Genomic DNA, 20,412 nt, shown 5'->3' on the forward strand with positions numbered 1-20,412 from the left:
CGCAGGACGGGGAGGCGGTTTTATGGAAAAGTTTAATATTCTGGTATGTGACGACGATAAAAGTATCGTAGACGCCATTGAAATTTATCTGAAGCAGGAAAATTATAATGTAATCAAGGCCTATAACGGGCTGGAAGCGCTGCAGGCATTGGAGGAAAATGAGATCCATCTGATTCTGCTGGATATTATGATGCCAAAAATGGACGGGCTGAACACGACAGTAAAGATCAGAGAGACTTTGAACATTCCCATTATCATTCTGTCTGCAAAATCGGAAGATACCGATAAAATTCTGGGGCTGAATTTTGGCGCCGATGATTATATTACAAAGCCCTTTAATCCTCTGGAACTGTTGGCCAGAGTAAAAAGCCAGATGCGCCGTTATACTGCTCTTGGCTCTATTGCGGAAAAAAGCAATGTAATCAAGATCGGCGATCTGGAACTGGACAAGGATGCTAAAGAAGTAAAGGTAAGAGGCGAGGCTGTAAAACTGACAGCGACGGAATACGGTATTTTGCAGCTTTTGATGGAGAACGCCGGAAAGGTATTTTCTATCGATCAGATTTATGAAAAGGTATGGAATGAACTGTCCTTTGCGCCGGAGAATACAGTTTCTGTTCACATTCGGCGTATCCGGGAGAAGATTGAGATCAATCCTAAGGAGCCGGAATATTTGAAGGTGGTGTGGGGGATTGGCTACAAAATCGAGAAAATATAAAAGCTATCAGACCAGATGGAAGGTCTGTATGGTCATATTGCTTTTCATCAGTGCGCTGCTGATTTTTCTCAGCGGCGTCATTTTTACCAATATCTCTAAAAACTGGCGTACAGACGCTCTTTACGCAGAGGATTTCTATGATACACTGGAATTTCGAAACGCTGTATATGATGCCCTGGATGATGTTGTGCTGGCGGATGTATTTTATGAAAGCGAAGCCAAGATCAAAGAAGGTGAAAAGATCGACAGGGAAGCGCTGATCGAAGGGTTCAAACGCTATTACGGCATTATTGACGGTGTCATTACAGGCAGTACAGAAATCAATGATACCTATGACGGGCTTGAGGTGCATGGCATCATCCCGCCTACGCTGGAAAGCAATTTTCTGGAATATCAGGAACTGGTGGAAAGCAGACTGCCCCAATATCGGGAAATTTATATCCAAAACCAGCTGGATGATTACAGAGCGGCGGAACGGGCATTGGAAGATCTGGTAAATTTCCGGTATTTTGTAGAGGATGAAAATGGGAATATCCTGGGAGGAAACGCTACCCGGGGAGAGGTCAGCAGTATGGACCATACCATTATGCTGTCCCGGGAATTCAGCAGCGATAACCTGAGCCAGGATACCTATTATCCGTACAGCAATTATTATCTGGAAAACAGCAACTACCGTGTGTATGCCGCAGTCAAAGAGCCTTTGGAGGCAGGCGACAGATTTTATGATCTGTATCAGGATTTTCGCTTTGCCAGAGCGAGCCTGCCTTATTTATTTGGAGTTTCCATCGTTTCCTGCATTGTTTTTTTGTTTTGCCTGATCTATTTGATCCGAGTAGCGGGGCAGCGGGAAAAGGGCGGAGAGGTTACTTATCTGCTGGTGGACCGTATGTACAATGAGGTGCATTTTCTGCTGGTAGGTGCTTTTGCGCTGCTGGCCTTTTTCGCGGGATTTTCCATGCTGGATACCATTTATATGGAAACGATGCCTTTTTGGTCCTATGTATTTATTACGCTGCTGGGGCTGATCTATATTGCTTCTGTTGCGGTAGGGCTCAGTTATATTCTGTCGGTGACAAGACAGATCAAGGGCAGGCGGTTTTTCAGAAACACGTTGGTCTCTGCTCTGATTCGAAAGATTTCCTCTCTCTTTACGGGAACTACTTTCCGGGGCTGGATGGTACTGGTAATGCTGGCATACGGCATGGGAAATGGGGTGCTGGTATTTTTCATGTGCATGTACTGGTACTCAGATCTGATGCTGCCGGCTTTTCTGGCACTGGTGGCCTTTAATGTTTTCTGCCTGTATCTGTTTTTGCGGGCACTGCGTTCTTTGAAAAAAATCATGATTTCCGCCAGGGAGACTTCCAAGGGAAATCTGGCCTATCAGCTGGATTTGGCGGAGATTTCTCCTTCTTTCCTGAATTTTGCCGAGGATATCGCCAATATACAGGATGGCTTGAAAAATGCCGTAGAGGAAGCGGTCAAAGGGGAACGGATGAAAACAGAGCTGATTACCAATGTTTCCCACGACCTGAAAACACCTTTGACGTCGATCATCACCTATGTGGATCTGCTGAAACAGGAAAAGCTGGTGAATACTACGGCGAAAGGATACGTAGAGATCTTATATGAAAAGTCTTACCGTCTTAAGCAGCTGATTGAGGATCTGATCGAAGCCAGCAAGGCCTCCAGTGGTAATGTGAAAGTAGTAAAAATGCGGGTGGATTTTCACCAGCTTGTCATGCAGGCTGTGGGTGAAATGGAGGAAAAAATCGAAAGCTCCGGCCTTCAGGTCAAACTCAGTTGCCCGGAGCCCGTTTATATTGATGCCGACGGCAGGCATATGTGGCGGATATTGGAAAATCTTTTATCAAACGCCGCCAAGTATTCCATGCCTAATTCCAGAGTCTATGTCGATATTTTCCGAACGGAGGAGCATGGCATATTAGTGATGAAAAATGTTTCGGCTGCGCCCATCGACTTTGACGCTACCAGATTGACAGAGCGTTTTGTCCGCGGGGATTCTTCCAGAACGACGGAAGGCAGCGGTCTGGGTCTTTCGATCACCCAAAGTCTGACAGAACTGCAGGGTGGCACCTTTGGCATACAGGTGGACGGCGATCTGTTCAAGGCAATCGTCAGCATGCCTTTGTGGATTACAGAGGAGGATGAACTGGAGGAAGAGGAAGAAACCTTGGTACAGGAGGAAGAACCTTCAGAAGCAGACGAAGAAATGCTGCAAGAATGATACAATCTATATATTAAGAAAAAAGTCTTTCCGGGCAAAAGACGGTTTTTGCCGGAAAGACTTTTTTGCGTATGAAAACAAAAGAAGCTGGACTGTCATTTCTCAGGGACCGCTTGTTTTTTGCCGGAGAATCAGGTATATTTGAAATGTAAATTTTTCGATCAAAATGGAGGAAACAACGGTGCGGGAAAAAATATGCTGGCTAAAAGAATATTTGGAAAGCGGAGAGGATGGATTTCTGATCTTTCTGTCCTGGGCTATGGCCAGCAGTATTGTAGGTTTGACTGTGGGGCTGGTGGGAATTGCCTTCCATGTGACGCTGGAATTTGTGACTTCCTACCGTACCGCCCATCCGGCCATTATTTTTTTGCTGCCTTTGGCCGGTCTGGCGATTGTGTTCCTGTATCGTATCCTGCATATGGAAAAAGATAAGGGCACCAATTTCATATTGATGGCTGTCCGGGCCAATGAGGAAGTCACCTTTAAAACGGCGCCCCTGATTTTTATCAGTACGGTGCTGACACATTTTTTCGGCGGCTCTGCCGGACGAGAAGGGGCAGCTTTGCAGATTGGTGGCAGTATTGCCTCCTCTATGGGCAGATGGGCTAAAATGAACGAAAAAGACGAGCGAATCATGACCATGTGCGGTATGAGCGCAGGCTTTGCGGCTCTTTTTGGGACGCCCATTGCCGCTGTGGTTTTCTCTATGGAAGTCATTACCGTTGGTGTTATGCATTATTCTGCTATGGTGCCCTGTGTCATATCCGCGCTGGTAGCGGCGGGGCTTTCCTATGGTGTGGGCATCGCTCCGGCAGGGTATACGCTGCTGGGAGTCCCGGAAATGAGCCTGAATGGGGCGTGGAGCGTTGGGATTCTTGGAATATTCTGCGCGGTGCTCAGTATTGTTTTCTGTCTGGTTATGGAAAAAACAGGGGCGGTTTATCGCAGATTTCTGCCCAATGCCTATCTGCGGATTTTTATTGGCGGCTGTATTGTCATTGGCGTGACGCTGCTGCTTGGCACTCGGGATTACAACGGCGCGGGAATGGATGTGATCGCCAGAGCCATGCGTGGACACGCAGAAACAGAGGCCTTTCTGCTGAAAATCATATTAACGGCTTTAACGCTGGGAGCCGGTTATAAAGGCGGCGAGATCGTGCCTTCTTTCTTTATCGGTGCGACCTTTGGATGTGTGGCAGGGCCGTTGTTGGGATTGTCGCCTTCTTTTGCGGCAGGGCTGGGGATGGCGGCTCTTTTCTGCGGTGTGACCAACTGCCCGCTGGCGTCTTTGATTTTATGTTTGGAGCTGTTTGGTATGGAGGGGATTGGCTATTACGCTCTGGTTTGTGCCATCAGCTACATGCTGTCCGGCTATTATGGACTTTACTCGGAACAGAAGATCATGTATTCCAAGATGAAGCCTGAATTTATCAATAAAAAAGTCCATTGATGAATGAAATATTCACTTATACATTTCAATATGCATTTGTCGTGTGACAAGAGGCGAGTTTTCTCCGTAAAAATGAGAACGGGTTTCTCTATAAATTAGAAAAAAGGTTGAGTTTTTGTGCATAATGCCTAAAAATCAGGCCTAAAATTTGGATTTCTCGGTGGTGATTTGGGTTGAATTTTATGCACAGATCAAGTATAATGCCATTATGTGATCGGCAGAGGCCGGTCCCAAAAGCATGAGAAAAAAGAGGGAGGAACTCAAACATGAAAAAGTATTTGAAAAGCATTTTTGGTGCTGCAATGGTATTGACTATGACAGCTGCTCTGGCAGGCTGCGGCGGCACAACAACAGATGAAACAGCAACAGATGACACAGCAAACACAGAAGGGAAAGAAACTCTGATTATGGCAACAAACGCAGAATTCCCTCCTTATGAATACTACGAAGGTCAGGAAATTGTTGGTATCGACGCTGAAATCGCAAAAGCAATCGCTGACAAGCTGGGTTATGAACTGAAAATCGAAGATATGGCTTTTGAATCCACCATTCCTGCTGTTGTTTCCGGCAAAGCAGATATGGTTATGGCTGGTCTGACTGTAACAGAAGAACGTCTGGAAAGCGTTGACTTCACAGACAGCTACGCAACAGGCGTACAGGTTATCATCGTTCCTGAAGGTTCCGAAATCACAAGCGTTGACGATCTGTTCGCAGAAGGCGCTAACCACATCATCGGTGTACAGACAGCAACCACAGGCGATATCTACACAACAGGCGATATCGAAGACGCTGGCCTGGGCACAGTAGAACGTTACAACAAAGGCGCTGACGCAGTAGCATCCCTGCTGGCAGGCAAAATCGACTGCGTTGTTATCGACAACGAACCCGCAAAATCTTTCGTAGCTGCAAACGAAGGTCTGAAGATCCTGGATACAGAATATGTAACAGAAGATTACGCTATCGCTCTGGCAAAAGACAGCGAACTGACAGAGCCCATCAACACAGCTCTGCAGGAACTGATCGCAGATGGTACAGTTCAGAGCATCATCGACAAATACATCACTGCTGAATAATTCAGACAGTATTGTAACATCAGTCAAAGATCCGGGGACGGGAAACCGTCCCTGTTTTCTTATGTATGGTTTTTGTGGAAATTTTTGGTGCAGAAAATATTTTTTTGAGAGTTCCCATAATCAATAAAAAGAGTAAGGAGGATTTCTTTTGGAAGGATTACAACTTTGGTGGGAGGGCATCCAGAAGCAGTTTGTGATGAACTTCATTGCGGATGATCGCTGGAAATATCTGAGAGACGGCCTGGTTGTTACATTGCAGCTGACGTTCTGCGCGGTTTTGATCGGTATTGTCATCGGTGTTGTTATTGCTATGATCCGCTCTACCCATGACAAAAATATCAATGAAATGCATAAGGGATTGGGGAGCCTGATCCTGAAATTTCTGAACTTTATCGCGAAGGTGTATCTGACGGTGATTCGTGGTACTCCTGTGGTTGTCCAGCTGATGATTATGTATTATATCATCCTGGCTTCCTCCAGCAGCAAGCTGCTGGTAGGTACTATTGCCTTTGGTATCAACTCCGGTGCCTATGTGGCGGAGATTGTGCGAAGCGGGATTATGTCTGTGGACCAGGGCCAGTTTGAGGCGGGCCGCAGCCTGGGCTTCAACTATGTACAGACCATGCGTTATATTATCATTCCGCAGGCGCTGAAAACAGTGCTGCCTACGCTGGCGAACGAGTTTATTGTACTGCTGAAGGAAACTTCTGTTGCCGGCTATATCGCCATGCAGGATCTGACCAAAGGCGGCGATATTATCCGCGGCGCTACCTTTAGTCCGTATATGCCCCTATTTGCGGTGGCACTGATTTATCTGGCAATGGTAATGTTCTTTACCTTCCTGGTAAACAGACTGGAAAGGAGGCTGAGAAACAGTGAGCGGTAATGAAGCGTTGATTCGAGTGGAAAATTTGCAGAAGCATTATAATAAAGGCGTCATTAAGGCGCTGGACGGCATCAATACAGAGATCAAAAAAGGCGAGGTTGTTGTAGTAATCGGACCTTCCGGTTCCGGAAAATCCACCTTCCTTCGCTGCCTGAATCTGCTGGAGGTACCTACCGGCGGCCATATCTTCTTTGAGGGTGTGGATATTACAGACGCGAAGACGGATATCAATGTCCATCGCCAGAGAATGGGGATGGTATTCCAGCACTTTAATCTGTTCCCCCATATGACGATCTTGAAAAATATGACCATCGCGCCCATGAAGCTCCAGGGCAAAAGCGAGGCGGAGGCAACAGAGATGGCCATGAGTCTGCTGCGCCGTGTTGGGCTGGAGGATCGTGCCAATGCCTATCCTTCTCAGCTTTCCGGCGGTCAGAAACAGCGTATCGCCATCGTCCGGGCCCTTTGTATGCAGCCGGAAGTGATGCTATTTGACGAACCCACCTCCGCGCTTGACCCCGAAATGGTTGGGGAGGTACTGGAGGTTATGAAACAGCTGGCGAAAGAAAACATGACCATGGTAGTGGTGACCCATGAAATGGGCTTTGCCAGAGAAGTGGGTACCCGCGTTATGTTTATGGCCGATGGCAAACAGGTGGAAGAGGGGACTCCCGAGGAGATCTTCACCGATCCAAAGAGTGAGCGTTTGCAGTCATTCCTGGCGAAAGTACTGTAAGGTTTCGGTATTTTGTAATGAAAAAAGCACGAGGTTTGAGGCGGTTCCCTCAGAAAACAAAAAAATGTTTTCTGGCGAGTGCTCCGCTTTCCCTCGTGCTTTTTGTGTGTTCTGCATCAGAGAGACTTTCCGGAGGGAAAGAGCGTTTCTTTGGAAAGGCAGCCCAGAAGAAACAAAAGCAGAAGATACAGAAGCCCCATGCCGGAAAAAGTCAAAAGAAAAAAGGGCTTTGACGGTGTTCCGTTCAAAATCAGGAATCGAATGGGCAAAGCGGTGCCCAGTCCTGCCAGCAGCGGTTTCCCAAGGCAGGAAAGAGGAGAGGGCATTCCTCCGGTGGCCCCTTTCAGCCGAAGCAGAGCCAGCGCCGTAGTTAGCAGAAGGCTGAGAAACCATCCCGCCAGAAAAGCGGAAATGCCATAAATGGGCATAGCAAACCAGACGAAAGCGATGGTGATGGCGGATGAGAGAATATGGCTCCAAAAGAGAAAGATATGCTCTCCCAGTCCGTTGAGGAGTCCGGATAAAGTGGTCTGCCCATAGAGAAGGGGGCAGAGGAAAGCCAGGGGCAGCAGCAGTCTGCCCAGTTCCGGCTTTCCGTAGATGAGATAGCAGATCTCTTTCGGGAACACCGCAAAGAAACAGGCGGCGCCAACGCTGATGACGGAGGTAAAGAGTAAAGAAGCCGATACGGTCCGGGAGAGCCGGCGGGACTGGCCGGCGGCACAGGACTGTGTGATCTCCGGCACCAGAGAGGTGGAGGCCGCCATCAAAAAAGCCGAGGGCAGCAAAAGCAGAGGCATTGCCATCCCCGTCAGTTCCCCGTAAAGAGCCAGCGACTTTTCCGCGGAGTAGCCATAAGCCTGAAGTCTGCCGGGAATCAGAATATTTTCCGCGGCGGAAAGCAGAGAAGAGGAAATCCTGGTGGCGGCCAGCGGCAACGCCATAGACAGAATCACGAAAGCGGCACTCCGGGAAGAAAGAGAGGGACGCTTTATCAGTTTTCTGCGGCGTTTGAAGCGCAGGTAGGAGAACAGAGTAAAGCCAAAGGAAAGGGTTTCACCGGCAAAAATGCCGCAGACAGCGGCGAAGCAGGCATAAGACAGCCCAAGGGGAACAAAAAGATCCGCCAGAAGGAAAATCGTCAGAAGGCGAACAATCTGTTCCAGTACCTGAGAGAGGGCAGGAACCTGCATTTGCTGTAAGCCCATAAAGAAGCCCCGCAGACAGGACCCGGCCGCCATAAGCGGAATGGCGAACGCCAGCAGACGAAGAGACAGAGCCGCCCGGCCGTCATGGAGAATTCCAGCAGAGATTTGCTCCGCGCCAAAAAAGAGAATTGCTCCTGCTGCGGCGCTGAGGACCAGGCACATCCCCAGCGCCTGCTTTACAATACGGCCCATATTCCCTGTTTCGCCCCTGGCGGATTCTCTTGCGGTCAGACGGGAAACAGTGGTGGTAAATCCGGAGGAAGTCACACTCCACGCCAAGGCGTAAAGGGGCATGATAAGCTGATAGAGGCCCATGCCTTCCGCCCCAATGGCTTCCGACATATAGATCCGATAGTAAAAACCGAGAAATTTTGTAAAAAGATTGGCGAAAGTTAGGATGATTGTACTTTGGATCAGCTGCTTTTTACTCATGAACGCACCTATTGGGAATAATTTGTACTATACTTATGATTTCTTTTGTAAAAGTATACAAAATTTATTTCTTATGCTAAATATTTACAAAAAATGGGATGAAAAAATGCGTATCAACTAAAAAATAGTTCATTCTTTTTGTTGACAAAAATACTTTTTCTGTATATAATTTACAGTAAGAAAATCATGAATACCCAAATGAAGCGAGAGGGAAAATTTCCATCGGGGATGCCAAAGATGCAATCTGAAAACGGCCGAATTTCAGAGAAACTTTCGGGCAAAAAGACCTTTCGTGGATGGAAACTCTGGAGAGAATTTCCCTTAGGGGAGGTCACCGTAGAAGTAAAGCTTTCAGGTAAAGGAACAGAGGATATCAGGCATACCTTTTGCCCGGATGTCCTTTTTTCTTGTGCGAAAGGGGAAGATTTTCTAAATTATTAGAGGGAGGAATTTGGAATGGAAAACAAACAAGAACTGAAGAAGAATCTTGGCATGTCCACCGCTATGGCAACCGTTGTCGGCTGTGTAATCGGCTCAGGTGTATTCTTCAAACCCCAGGCGATTTATACTGCAACTGGCGGCGCACCCGGTCTGGGTATGCTGGCTTGGCTGATTACTGGTCTGGTATGTATCGCCGCAGCGATGACATTCGCTGAAATCGCTATCATGATCCCCAAAACAGGTGGTATGGTAGCTTATCTGGAAGAGGCTTTTGGTAAAAAAGTCGGTTTCCTTGCTGGTTGGATGCAGAGCGTACTGTTCTATCCTGCCATGATCGCAGCCCTTGCGGTTGTATTTGCTGAACAGGCATCTTTATTTATTGGCGATGGGTTTATGCTGCCTACCGCAATCGTAGCAATCATTTTTGTTATTATTCTGAACAACCTGGGTTCCGCTGTCGGCGGTGCCGCACAGATCATCTTTACAGTATGTAAGCTGATCCCTATTGTATTGTTGATTATCTTTGGTTTCCTGAGAGGATCCGGCGAAAACCCTATTTTCAATCCTATGATCGGTGAAGGCCTGAGCCCCGTAGTTGTACTGGGTCAGCTGATGATCGCCGTACTGTTCGCTTTCGAAGGCTGGACAAACGTAGGTGCGATCGCCGGTGAAATGAAGAACCCCGGCAAAGATCTGCCTATAGCGATCGTTGGCGGTGTATCCGTTATCATGGCTGTTTACTTCGTAATCAACCTGGCTTACCTGTGGGTACTGCCCGCAGATGAAATGATGAACCTGGCAGCTCCTGCTTCCGCAGTAGCTCTGGCAATCTTCGGTGATTTCGGCGGCAAGCTGATCTCCGTTGGTATCATGATTTCCGTTATCGGTGCGGCAAACGGCTTTATTCTGTCCGGTTCCCGTGTTGCTTATTCCCTGGCTTCCGAAGGCACACTGCCTTTCAGCAGCAAACTGGCAAAGATCAACAAAGCACAGGTTCCCACAAACTCCATCCTGCTGATCGGCGTTCTGGCTTGCCTGTACGCAGTCAGCGGTCAGTTCAATACACTGACAAACCTGGCAGTATTCTCCTGCTGGATCTTCTATACACTGACCTTTATGGCAGTTATCAGCATGCGTAAAACACAGCCTGACAGAGAAAGAACATACAAAGTACCTCTGTACCCTGTGATCCCTATTATCGCTATCATCAGTGGTCTGTATGTAATTATCAACCAGCTGTTCATGTCCGGTATGACAACAACTCTGCTGGCTGTTGGCAGTATCATCCTGACATTGATCGGTCTGCCTATCTATGCGACAACGACAAAAAAGAAAAACATGTGATTATTGACCTGAGGAATTGATTCCCCCGTATCTGCGGACCACGAACGGCAGGTACGGATCTTTCGATATCATATGAGAGGGGCTTCCTCGTAACGAAAAGCATGAAATCTCACAAAGGGATTTCATGCTTTCTTTTTTTGCAATTTAGGCGGAAAAAAGAAAATAAATTTTCGTAGGGGACATATAAGTTTCCTTTAAAGAAAATCACGAATTTTGTTAAATTTATGAAAATGAAAATAGAAACAAAAGGGAAAAAATGGAAAATAAGTGATTATTTTTTTTTCTATTGTTCTTTCGGTGACGGAGGAATGTATTTTTATCAATGCACTGGTAAAATCAGGGTTTTGTTTGTCGGACAACCTGGAAGAAGGACAGTTGTCTTTGCCAGCCCCCGAAAACTAAGGATTTGACGGAAAAATACAAAAAAATGGGAGCGGAAAAGAATGCTGTAATTTATTCATTTTATATGATTTATTGAAATAAAAATAGAAAATAATATACATTTAGCACAGAAATATGTGTTTCGTTAAGAAAATGTTAGGAATTTAATCGGCATATAGCACTACGATACTTGACAATTTCCCAGGATTCACCGATAATAGAATCGTTAAATACCGTAAAAATGGATAATTTTGGTGTCCAACCGCGGTAAAAAGAGGTATTCTTTCAGGGTACTGCGTGATGAGAAGGAAGGGTGATGGGATGTACCTGATATTGCTTTTGTTATGGTTTATTTTCAGTGGAAAGATCACTTTGGAGATCGCATTGTTTGGTCTGGTGATCTGCAGCTGGCTGTACTGGTTCATGACAAAGTACATGGATTACAATGTGAAAAAAGATATTGCTCTGATAAAGAAGATCCCGCTGTTCCTGCTCTATGGCGTGACCTTGGTATGTGAGGTCATCAAGTCCAATCTGGCAGTCATCCGGATCGTGCTTTCACCGGGATTGGAATGTGAGCCCACCTTCACCACATTCCAGACAGATTTAAAAACAGAAGTAGCCAGAGTAACACTGGCCAACAGTATTACGCTGACGCCTGGTACTTATACCTGCGGTTTGGAAGGAAATACATATACTGTCCATGCGCTGGACAAAAAATTTACGGAGGGGATTGACGAATCCGTATTTGTAAAACAGCTGAGAAAGTTGGAGGAATCAGTATGAGTGAGATATTACATACCATATTGGAGATCAGTATGCTGGTACTGGCCGTTGGGATCATTCTGGCATTTGTGAGAGCGCTGCAAGGGCCAAGATTTACCGACAGGATTGTGGCCATCAATATGATTGGTACCATGACCACCGCCATTATCTGTATACTTTCCGCTTATTTGGGAGAAACCTCTTTGGTGGATGTGGCGCTGGTATATACACTGCTGAGCTTCCTGGCCGTGGTGATTATCTGCCATGTGGTTACACTGCACCATAAAGGCCGGGAACTGCATCTGAAAGAAAAACAGGAGAAGGAGGCGGAAAACTCATGAGAGAGATCATAGCGGCAGTCTTTATCATAGCGGGCATGCTGGTATTTGTGGTAGCACTTTTGGGGATCTACCGCCTGAAATATGTAATGAACAGAATCCACGCGGCGGCGCTGGGAGACACCATGGGTCTTGGCCTGGTGACCATTGGTCTGATGATCCTGGGCAAGGATGTATTCCATATCGCCAAGTATATTCTGATTATACTGTTTTTCTGGATGTCCAGTCCCATTGCTTCCCACATGATCGGGAAGGTGGAAATGCTGACAAATAAGGATTATGACGAAAGGGTGCATGGCAAATGAGTATGGAATTAAGCACAATCATACAGATGGTCCTGGTTGTATTCCTTATCGCCAGCGCCATCGGGGTTTCGATCACAAGAAACCTGTTTCTGGCGGTAATCGTCTTTATGGGGTACAGCTCCATTATGGCGATTATCTGGGTATTTTTGGAGTCTCCCGACCTGGCCATCACAGAGGCGGCCGTTGGCGCGGGGGTAGACAGCGTTTTATTCTTCCTCACGCTGAAAAAGGTACACGCTTTGAAAGGAACGAGGGAAGGATAATATGAACGAGAAAAAAACATTCTGGCAACACCTTCAGGCATGGGTCAATGGAGAGGAAGCCATGCTCCATGCGGATGAATATATTAAAAAACGGGAACTGCCCCGTGAAAGGAACTGGATCAGAAAACCGGATTTCCAGAGAATCAAGGCCAACAAAGGGCTTTACTGGTTCCTTTGCGTACTGGTATCGGTGGTATTTATTACCATTATGCTGACGGTTGTGGCGAACCTGCCTACCTTCGGTCAGCCAATTAACCCTGCGAATAACGAGGTAGTGGAACGGTATCTGGAAAAAGGCATTGAGGAAACCGGCGCCATCAACTTTGTGGCAGGTATGATCCTGGATTACAGAGCCTTCGATACCTTCGGTGAATCTAATGTATTGTTCCTGGCAGTCATCAGCGTATTGATTCTGCTGAAACGCGACAAGAAAAATATTGATGCCAGAGAGGATCGGGAAACGGAGGAAGATGAGCGGTTTGATAAATCGGATCACAAGTCTATTTTGAAGATCGGCGCGAAATATCTTTCCCCCGTAATCATTCTTTATGGGATCTATGTAGTACTGAATGGTCATCTTTCTCCCGGCGGTGGCTTCTCCGGCGGCTCCATTATCGGCGCTGGCCTGATTCTTTACGCTGCGGCCAATGGACATGAAAAGATGCACAGATTTTTTACATTTAAAACATTTACCTTAATCAGCGTAGGATGTTTGCTGACTTATTGTGGCTGCAAGAGCTATTCCTTCTTTACAGGCGCCAACCATGTAGGGTATGAGATCCCGAAGGGCATTCCGGGCAATATCCTCAGCGCGGGATTTATCCTTCCGCTGAATATCTGCGTCGGATTGATTGTTGCTTGCACAATGTATGGTTTTTACGCACTGTTTACAAAAGGGGATATGTGATATGAGTCATTTGCTTTTAAATTATTATGAAGCGGCTTCGGTTATCCTTTTCGGTATCGGATTTATGAACCTGCTGCTGCAAAACAACTTAATTAAGAAATTTATTGGTTTGAATATTATGGATACGGCGGTGTATCTGTTCCTGGCGGCCAAAGGCTACATTTTCGGCAGAGTAGCGCCCATATTGACCAACGGTGTGATTGATGCGGATTATTATATCAATCCTGTGCCGGCTGGTCTGGTATTGACAGGGATCGTTGTATCTGTCAGTGTCACAGCGTTTTCTCTGGCGCTGGTACAGCGGCTGTATAAGCATTACGGCACGCTGAATATGGATGAAATCATGAAATTATCCAGAGAGAGGGAGGGTGAGTGATGGAACACGTAAATCTGGTACATAATATACCCTTCTTCAGTATCTTTCTTGCCATGTTCTGCGGCATTATTACGCCGCTGCTCAAAAACGGAAAGGTCGCGCATAAGGTACATATGATTATGGTACTGATTGTAATGGTGATGTCAGCGATTCTGCTGATGAGCGTAGTCAAGAACGGGGAATCCTTTACCTTTATGATGGGGCATTTCCCTGCACCCTGGGGCAACGAGCTGCGGGCTGGCCCGCTGGAGGCGCTGATGGCTCTGACCTTCAGTGTGGTTATGTTCCTGACGGTGACCGGCGGCATCGAATTTATTTACCATGATGTGGTGCCTGAAAAACAAAGTCTTTATTTTATCATGATGAACGCCATTTTTGGCGCGATGCTGGCGCTGGTGTATACCAACGATATTTTTACAGCATACGTATTTATTGAGATCATTACCATTGCCTCCTGTGCACTGATTATGGCAAAAGGTACTGCACAGGCTATGGTGGGCACAACACATTATCTGGTCATCAGTCTGCTGGGTTCCGGTCTGGTGTTGCTAGGCATCTGTATCCTGTACAGTATCACAGGCCATTTGCTGTTCCCACAGATCAAGGAGGCCGTTATGGAACTGTATCAGACGGGGGAATATGCTTTTCCTCTGCTGGTTGTTACGGGCTTTATGTTTATCGGGATCGCCATCAAAAGTGCGCTGTTTCCCTTCCATTCTATGCTGCCCGGAGCATATCAGGCGGCAGTACCTACTTCCAGCGGTATTCTGTCCGGTCTGGTGCTGAAAAGCTATATCGTCCTGGGGATCAAGCTGATTTACAGCGTATTTTCTGTTGATGTTATGCTGAATCTGAAGATTATGGATATTCTCTTTGTCTTCGGTCTGGCGGGCATGGTTATGGGGTCTGTTTATGCGATGAGGGAAACCAGAATGAAGCGTATGCTGGCTTATTCCTCCGTAGCGCAGATCGGGTATATCTATATGGGTATCGGCATGGCTTCCAGAATCGGTATGGTAGCTGCCTGCTTCCATATTCTGGCCCATGCGGTAACGAAGTCCATGCTTTTCCTCTGCTGCGGCAGTATGGTAGAAAACTGCGGCAACAAAGAGCAGATCTACTATATGCGCGGCGCGGGTCTGCGCAACCCTTTGGCAGGTATTGGCTTTACTGTCGGCGCTCTATCTATGGTCGGTGTACCATTGTTTGTCGGATTTATTTCAAAGCTGTATTTTGCGACGGCTTCTATTTACGCGCCGGGCAAAATGGCGGCGGTTTTGATTGTGCTGGGGATCAGTATGATCTTGAATGCGTTGTATTTCCTGCCTTCTGTCATCGCCATCTGGACACCGGTGAAGAACGAGGACGAGGAGAATAAAAAAGCAGTTATTTCTCCTGCTTTCGGCGTTTCTATCGTGCTGTTTATCCTGATCAATATTGGAATGGGCATTTTCTATCGTCCTTTCATTTCCATGATTGAAATGGGTATCAGTCTGCTGCAGTAAATCGAAACGCAAGAGGGGATAGGTGATTGAGAATGAACGGAAACGCAATAATGCTTTTTCCGCTGCTCTTTCCTTTGATCGCCGGTATTATCATCGGTTTTCAAAAGCAGGAGAAGCAGCGAAATCTGCTTGTTTTTATAACGATAGCCATTGAGCTTGCCGTAGTGGTATATCTGGCAGGAGGAAGCAATACTCTGGTGGTTTGGCAGATGACGGACCGGCTCTCATTGGCATACCATACGGATGGTCTGGCGAAGTTTTTCGCTGTTATGATTTGCGCGATCTGGCTTTTGGCGGCAGTATTCTCCTTTGAATACATGAAGCACGAACATAAGCCTGCCCGGTTCTTTATGTTTTATACCATGGCGCTGGGGGCTTTGATGAGCCTTTGCTTCTCATCCAATATGGTAACATTGTATTTATCTTATGAATATATGACCCTGCTGACACTTCCGCTGGTCATCCATACGGGAACGGTGGAAGCAGTACGCGCGGGTATGAAGTACCTGGGGTATTCCGTATTCGGCGCGGGCCTTGGGCTGATGGGGCTGTTCTTCCTGAACAGCTACTGCACCTCTACCTCCTTTGTGCCCGGCGGTACATTGGATCAGGGGCTCTTGGGCGGAAATGGAAGCCTGATGCTGCTGATTTACTTCCTGATGATGATCGGCTTTGGATGTAAGGCGGGTATGTTCCCCCTGCACGCATGGCTGCCTACGGCCCATCCCGTAGCGCCTTCCCCGGCATCTGCCGTACTGTCCGGCATCATTACCAAAGGCGGCGTTATTGCCATTATTCGTGTGACCTTCTATCTGGTGGGGGCGGACTTTATCAGAGGCAGCTGGGTACAGACCGCGCTGTTGACCCTGGCTATCATTACCGTATTTATGGGCTCCATGCTGGCCTATAAAGAGCGGCTTTTGAAGCGGCGGCTGGCTTATTCCACCGTCAGTCAGGTTTCTTATGTACTGTTTGGTCTAATGACACTGCATCCCATTGGGTTTGTGGGCGCGCTGATGCAGGTGGTATTCCACGCGGTTGCGAAGAATATCCTCTTCCTTGGCGCCGGTGCTATCATTTATAAAACAGAAAAAACCTATGTAGATCAGTATAAGGGATTGGGCAAACAGATGCCTGTGGTGATGTGGTGCTTTACCATCGCCTCTCTTTCTCTGATCGGTATTCCGCCCACTGGCGGTTTCGTCAGCAAGTGGTACCTGGCCCAGGCTGGTCTGGACCCTGCTTATGGTACGCTGGGACTGGTCGGCGTAGCGGTGCTGATGGTCAGCGCCCTTTTGACAGCGGGGTATTTGCTTCCCATTGTAATTGACGCGTTCTTCCCCGGAAAAGACTTTGATGATACGAAGCTGGAGAAAAAAGAACCGAATTATCTGATGACGGTGCCGCTGGTTCTGCTGTCGGCAGCCGTATTGGCCTTTGGGATTTTTCCCGGTGGCCTGATGCAATGGATCTTGAATATTAGCAGCGTTATTTTCTAAGGAAAAGGTGGGAACGATATGGGCGCATTTATAACCATTTTACCGGTGATCTTTCCAATGATCGCGGGCGTGTGCCTGCTTCCGGTAAAATTTAAAGACAGAAAACAACGAGAACGATGGGTTCTCACGATCACGGTTCTTAACGCTATATTCGCGTTGTTCGCCATTTATGGCGGTATGGCGGAACCGCTGACTTTCCTGCGCTTTAGTGATAAATTAACGCTGGCGCTGGATATTGATGGTCTTTCCAAGGTATTTGGTACCATGGTATCTGTTCTTTGGATCATTACGACCATATACGCCTTTGAGTATATGACACACGAGGGCAGGGAAGATAAATTCTTCGCCTTCTTTACCATGACCTTTGGCGTTGTGCTGGGGATTGCCTTTTCCAGCAACTTCCTGACGATGTATTTATTCTATGAATTCCTGACTCTGGCGACGCTGCCTCTGGTCATGCACGCCATGGACAATAAGGCCCGCTATGCCGGAAAAATGTATATCCTTTACATGATGTTCGGCGCGTCTTTGGCCTTCATTGGATTCGTATTTATTTACTGCTATGGTTCTACCATTGACTTTGTGCCCGGCGGTGTATTGAACCCGGCGCTGGTAGCGGGTCATGAAGGCACCTTGCAGATGGTATTTGTGGCGGCTTTCTTCGGTTTTGGCGTAAAGGCGGCAGTGTTCCCGCTGTACCGCTGGCTGCCGAAGGCATCCGTTGCGCCGACGCCCGTTACGGCGCTGCTTCATGCCGTGGCTGTCGTAAAATCCGGTATTTTTGCCATCATTCGTCTGACCTATTACAGCTTTGGCACCTCTTTTCTGATTGGTACCTGGGCGCAGAATGTAATGCTGGTCATGGCGGCCATTACCATTGTGTTTGGTTCTACGGTGGCACTTCGTACACCACATGTAAAAAGAAGATTTGCCTACTCAACGGTATCCAATCTTTCCTATATCATTTTTGGTATCGCGCTGATGACGCCGGTTGGCTTAGCGGCGGCCCTGCTGCATATGCTGTACCACGCGGTTTTAAAGATCACATTGTTCTTTACAGCCGGGGCGGTGCTTTATAAAACGCACAGAGAATATCTTTATGAGATGGAGGGCTTTGGCAGGTACATGCCGGTTACTTTTATAGCCATGGCCATTACAGGCATCGGGCTGGTAGGTATCCCGCCCTTTGCAGGGTTCCACAGTAAATGGGCTTTGGCGACGGCGGCGGTGGAGACCGGCAATCCGGTAGCTTATATCGGCATTGCAGCATTGATTATCTCTGCTTTGCTGACGGCGCTGTATGTATTTTATATTATTGTGCGGGCGTTTTTCCCCAGGGAAAAGGAATATCCGGCTGGGTATTACGATCATGTATCTGATCCCAACTGGTATATGAAGGGCCCGCTGATCGTTTTGACGATCGCGTCTATTGTTCTGGCGCTGATCCCGGGACAGCTTCTGGATATCCTGGGCGGCGTTGTATCACGTTTGTCGTAAAGGAGGGGAGAAAAAATGACAGAGGTTATGAATAACGTTTTGCTGCCGTTTCTTGTTTTCTTCCCTATGATTGGCGGTCTGATCGGCTATATCATCGGCAGACGGAATCAGGGAGCCAGAGATTTCTGGGCCATGGCCGTTACACTGGTGGTTTGTATCGGCGCCTTTCTGCTGATGGGCAGAGAGGAAGGCTATGCGGCAGTGGGCATTTGCGGCCTGGGCCTGCAGATGGAAAGTGGCGGGTTTCAGCTGATTCTGGCGGTGCTCACTGGTGTGATCTGGTTCCTGACGACAGTATTTTCTAAAGAATATTTCGCGCAGGATAAAAACCTGAACCGGTATTATCTTTTTATGCTGCTGACGGAAGGGGCTACCATGGGTATTTTCCTTTCGGCGGATTTCTTTACCACCTTTATTTTCTTTGAGATCATGTCCTTTACTTCCTTTGTGCTGGTAATGCATGACGAGACAAAAGAAGCCATGAAGGCGGCAAAGACTTATCTGGCAGTGGCGGTGCTGGGCGGTCTGGTGACTCTCATGGGGCTGTTCATGCTCTATCAAAAGACCGGTACATTACAGATGAATGAATTACAGCAGATTTTTTCCGTGATGGAGGACAGATCCGCTTATTATTGCATTGGCGTATTGGTGTTCTTCGGTTTCGCCGCGAAGGCGGGTCTGTTTCCGCTGCATATCTGGCTGCCGAAGGCATATACCTTGGCGCCTGCGCCTGCCAGCGCGCTGTTGTCCTGTCTGCTGACAAAGACAGGCGTATTTGGCGCGATGGCCATTACGGCGAAGATTTTCCTCTACGACGCTGTGTGGGGCAATTTTGTGCTGATTCTTGGCGTAATTACCATGCTTATGGGGGCAATACTGGCAGTGTTTTCCATCAATTTGAAACGGACGCTGGCATGCTCTTCCATGTCACAGATTGGTTTTATTATGGTGGGTATCGCCATGCAGGGAATTTTGGGCGAGCATAACGCCCTGGCGGCGGCAGGTACACTGCTCCACTTTATCAACCATTCCATGCTGAAACTGGTGCTGTTCCTCAGCGCAGGTGTAGTGTTTATGAGTCTGAAGGAGCTTGATCTCAATAAGATCAAGGGCTTTGGCAGAGATAAGCCGCTGCTGAAGGGGATTTTCCTGATGGCCCTGCTGGGGATCGGCGGTATCCCTCTTTGGAACGGCTATATCAGCAAAACGCTGCTGCATGAGAGTATTGTGGAATACATTCATTTACTGGAAGAAGCAGGGCAGTCGGCGGCTTATATGCAGATGGTAGAATATCTTTTCCTGTTTGCGGGCGGTCTGACACTGGCCTATATGACAAAGATTTTTGTGGCTGTGTTTGTGGATAAAAACCCCAACCCTCTGCCGGTGCAGAAAAAAGGCCCTTATATGAGCAAGGTCAATGCGGTAATTTTAACTGTATGCGCTCTGGCACTGCCCGTATGCGGCATGCTGCCTTATATGACGCAGGACCGTCTGGCGGAGCTGGGCAGAGGTTTTCTGGGTGCCCACGCGCCGGAACACGCTGTGGAATACTTTGCCTGGGTCAATCTGAAAGGCGCGGTGATTTCCCTGGCTGTGGGCGCGGTAGTATATTTCCTGTTTATCCGAAAGGTGCTTATGCGCAGGGACGCGGCTGGAAATGTGGTTTATCTGGATCGTTGGCCTAAATGGCTGGATCTGGAAGAAAAGGTATATCGTCCGCTGCTGTTGACGGTACTGCCTTTTATCGGCGGTTTCTTCGCAAGATTGGCGGCAACATTAACGGATGGTTTTATTTCTATCCTGCGTATGCTGATATTCAACGATGACAATGGTCGTGTGATCCCGCCGGAGGACAAATATTTTTCCGCCTATACCGATGGGGAAACGGACAAGACTGTATACCGGGAAGGCTTTGCGCGAAGCCTTCTGATGATCGGCATTGGTCTTGCTGTAGCGATGCTTTATATTCTGGTATAAATAAAAGAGGGCGAACAGCGGTTTTCCGGGAGTTTTTCGGAAAAAGGCAGTTCGCCTTTTTGT

Annotated in this window: 18 protein-coding genes and 2 riboswitches; of the genes, 17 read left to right on the plus strand and 1 reads right to left on the minus strand. The window is 47.6% G+C overall.

The window, feature by feature from the left end; all coding sequences use genetic code 11:
* The first annotated feature begins 22 nt into the window (after positions 1 to 22).
* The 6 genes from H9X84_RS01520 (at position 23) to H9X84_RS01545 (ending at position 7,111) form a co-directional block, all read left to right on the plus strand.
* Positions 23 to 718 carry a response regulator transcription factor gene (locus tag H9X84_RS01520; RefSeq protein ID WP_205132562.1) on the plus strand — a complete coding sequence of 232 codons (696 nt, stop codon included), beginning with the start codon at positions 23 to 25 and terminating at the stop codon, positions 716 to 718.
* Complete coding sequence (locus tag H9X84_RS01525; protein WP_205132563.1) at positions 693 to 2,966, plus strand: sensor histidine kinase; 2,274 nt, start codon at positions 693 to 695, stop codon at positions 2,964 to 2,966. Before H9X84_RS01520 ends, H9X84_RS01525 begins: the two co-directional genes overlap by 26 nt.
* Before the next feature lie 181 nt (positions 2,967 to 3,147).
* Entirely contained in the window at positions 3,148 to 4,416 is a 1,269-nt protein-coding gene (locus tag H9X84_RS01530; protein ID WP_330612222.1) for a chloride channel protein, read from the plus strand.
* Positions 4,417 to 4,682: 266 nt separating this feature from the next.
* On the plus strand, positions 4,683 to 5,489 hold the full coding sequence (locus H9X84_RS01535; RefSeq protein ID WP_205132565.1) for a transporter substrate-binding domain-containing protein: 807 nt from the start codon (positions 4,683 to 4,685) through the stop codon (positions 5,487 to 5,489).
* Positions 5,490 to 5,685: 196 nt separating this feature from the next.
* Complete coding sequence (locus H9X84_RS01540; RefSeq protein ID WP_205132818.1) at positions 5,686 to 6,375, plus strand: amino acid ABC transporter permease; 690 nt, start codon at positions 5,686 to 5,688, stop codon at positions 6,373 to 6,375.
* On the plus strand, positions 6,365 to 7,111 hold the full coding sequence (locus H9X84_RS01545) for an amino acid ABC transporter ATP-binding protein (protein WP_330612224.1): 747 nt from the start codon (positions 6,365 to 6,367) through the stop codon (positions 7,109 to 7,111). Before H9X84_RS01540 ends, H9X84_RS01545 begins: the two co-directional genes overlap by 11 nt.
* A 116-nt stretch (positions 7,112 to 7,227) precedes the next feature.
* On the opposite strand, the gene H9X84_RS01550 is transcribed toward H9X84_RS01545, so the two are convergent.
* Entirely contained in the window at positions 7,228 to 8,751 is a 1,524-nt protein-coding gene (locus H9X84_RS01550; RefSeq protein WP_205132566.1) for a putative polysaccharide biosynthesis protein, read from the minus strand.
* Positions 8,752 to 8,949: 198 nt separating this feature from the next.
* Positions 8,950 to 9,050, plus strand: a riboswitch (glycine riboswitch).
* Positions 9,051 to 9,128: riboswitch (glycine riboswitch) on the plus strand. It abuts the riboswitch before it with no gap.
* Positions 9,129 to 9,207: 79 nt separating this feature from the next.
* Here H9X84_RS01550 and H9X84_RS01555 point away from each other — a divergent pair.
* From H9X84_RS01555 to H9X84_RS01605, 11 genes are all read left to right on the plus strand, one after another.
* Positions 9,208 to 10,536, plus strand: coding sequence for an APC family permease (locus H9X84_RS01555; RefSeq protein ID WP_205132567.1), 1,329 nt, complete (start codon positions 9,208 to 9,210; stop codon positions 10,534 to 10,536).
* Between the two features lie 702 nt (positions 10,537 to 11,238).
* Positions 11,239 to 11,703 carry a Na+/H+ antiporter subunit E gene (locus H9X84_RS01560; RefSeq protein WP_205132568.1) on the plus strand — a complete coding sequence of 155 codons (465 nt, stop codon included), beginning with the start codon at positions 11,239 to 11,241 and terminating at the stop codon, positions 11,701 to 11,703.
* Positions 11,700 to 12,023 (plus strand): monovalent cation/H+ antiporter complex subunit F, encoded by a 324-nt coding sequence (locus H9X84_RS01565; protein ID WP_205132569.1) that lies wholly within the window; start codon positions 11,700 to 11,702, stop codon positions 12,021 to 12,023. The genes H9X84_RS01560 and H9X84_RS01565 overlap by 4 nt, the downstream gene beginning before the upstream one ends.
* Positions 12,020 to 12,325: a cation:proton antiporter gene (locus H9X84_RS01570; RefSeq protein ID WP_205132570.1), complete on the plus strand. Its 306-nt coding sequence runs from the start codon at positions 12,020 to 12,022 to the stop codon at positions 12,323 to 12,325. The genes H9X84_RS01565 and H9X84_RS01570 overlap by 4 nt, the downstream gene beginning before the upstream one ends.
* Positions 12,322 to 12,588 (plus strand): hydrogenase subunit MbhD domain-containing protein, encoded by a 267-nt coding sequence (locus tag H9X84_RS01575; RefSeq protein ID WP_330612225.1) that lies wholly within the window; start codon positions 12,322 to 12,324, stop codon positions 12,586 to 12,588. The genes H9X84_RS01570 and H9X84_RS01575 overlap by 4 nt, the downstream gene beginning before the upstream one ends.
* Before the next feature lies 1 nt (position 12,589).
* Complete coding sequence (gene mbhE, locus H9X84_RS01580; protein ID WP_205132571.1) at positions 12,590 to 13,495, plus strand: hydrogen gas-evolving membrane-bound hydrogenase subunit E; 906 nt, start codon at positions 12,590 to 12,592, stop codon at positions 13,493 to 13,495.
* Between the two features lies 1 nt (position 13,496).
* The gene (locus H9X84_RS01585; RefSeq protein ID WP_205132572.1) at positions 13,497 to 13,871 is read left to right on the plus strand and encodes a sodium:proton antiporter; all 375 of its coding nucleotides are present in this window, start codon (positions 13,497 to 13,499) and stop codon (positions 13,869 to 13,871) included.
* Entirely contained in the window at positions 13,871 to 15,376 is a 1,506-nt protein-coding gene (locus tag H9X84_RS01590) for a complex I subunit 5 family protein (RefSeq protein WP_205132573.1), read from the plus strand. Before H9X84_RS01585 ends, H9X84_RS01590 begins: the two co-directional genes overlap by 1 nt.
* A 32-nt stretch (positions 15,377 to 15,408) precedes the next feature.
* Entirely contained in the window at positions 15,409 to 16,875 is a 1,467-nt protein-coding gene (locus H9X84_RS01595; RefSeq protein ID WP_205132574.1) for a complex I subunit 5 family protein, read from the plus strand.
* Positions 16,876 to 16,893: 18 nt separating this feature from the next.
* Complete coding sequence (locus H9X84_RS01600; protein ID WP_205132575.1) at positions 16,894 to 18,372, plus strand: complex I subunit 5 family protein; 1,479 nt, start codon at positions 16,894 to 16,896, stop codon at positions 18,370 to 18,372.
* 15 nt (positions 18,373 to 18,387) lie between these two features.
* On the plus strand, positions 18,388 to 20,349 hold the full coding sequence (locus H9X84_RS01605; RefSeq protein WP_243423486.1) for a complex I subunit 5 family protein: 1,962 nt from the start codon (positions 18,388 to 18,390) through the stop codon (positions 20,347 to 20,349).
* The last annotated feature ends 63 nt before the right edge of the window (positions 20,350 to 20,412 follow it).

Source organism: Anaerotignum lactatifermentans (assembly GCF_016902535.1).
Classification (GTDB): Bacteria; Bacillota; Clostridia; order Lachnospirales; family Anaerotignaceae; genus Anaerotignum; species Anaerotignum lactatifermentans_A.

Coding starts and splice junctions, on each gene's coding strand:
- H9X84_RS01520 (WP_205132562.1), top strand. CDS start 23: ATGGAAAAGTTTAATATTCTGGTATGTGACGACGATAAAAGTATCGTA.
- H9X84_RS01535 (WP_205132565.1), top strand. CDS start 4,683: ATGAAAAAGTATTTGAAAAGCATTTTTGGTGCTGCAATGGTATTGACT.
- H9X84_RS01540 (WP_205132818.1), top strand. CDS start 5,686: ATGAACTTCATTGCGGATGATCGCTGGAAATATCTGAGAGACGGCCTG.
- H9X84_RS01550 (WP_205132566.1), bottom strand. CDS start 8,751: ATGAGTAAAAAGCAGCTGATCCAAAGTACAATCATCCTAACTTTCGCC.
- H9X84_RS01555 (WP_205132567.1), top strand. CDS start 9,208: ATGGAAAACAAACAAGAACTGAAGAAGAATCTTGGCATGTCCACCGCT.
- H9X84_RS01560 (WP_205132568.1), top strand. CDS start 11,239: ATGTACCTGATATTGCTTTTGTTATGGTTTATTTTCAGTGGAAAGATC.
- H9X84_RS01565 (WP_205132569.1), top strand. CDS start 11,700: ATGAGTGAGATATTACATACCATATTGGAGATCAGTATGCTGGTACTG.
- H9X84_RS01570 (WP_205132570.1), top strand. CDS start 12,020: ATGAGAGAGATCATAGCGGCAGTCTTTATCATAGCGGGCATGCTGGTA.
- H9X84_RS01575 (WP_330612225.1), top strand. CDS start 12,322: ATGAGTATGGAATTAAGCACAATCATACAGATGGTCCTGGTTGTATTC.
- mbhE (WP_205132571.1), top strand. CDS start 12,590: ATGAACGAGAAAAAAACATTCTGGCAACACCTTCAGGCATGGGTCAAT.
- H9X84_RS01585 (WP_205132572.1), top strand. CDS start 13,497: ATGAGTCATTTGCTTTTAAATTATTATGAAGCGGCTTCGGTTATCCTT.
- H9X84_RS01590 (WP_205132573.1), top strand. CDS start 13,871: ATGGAACACGTAAATCTGGTACATAATATACCCTTCTTCAGTATCTTT.
- H9X84_RS01595 (WP_205132574.1), top strand. CDS start 15,409: ATGAACGGAAACGCAATAATGCTTTTTCCGCTGCTCTTTCCTTTGATC.
- H9X84_RS01600 (WP_205132575.1), top strand. CDS start 16,894: ATGGGCGCATTTATAACCATTTTACCGGTGATCTTTCCAATGATCGCG.
- H9X84_RS01605 (WP_243423486.1), top strand. CDS start 18,388: ATGACAGAGGTTATGAATAACGTTTTGCTGCCGTTTCTTGTTTTCTTC.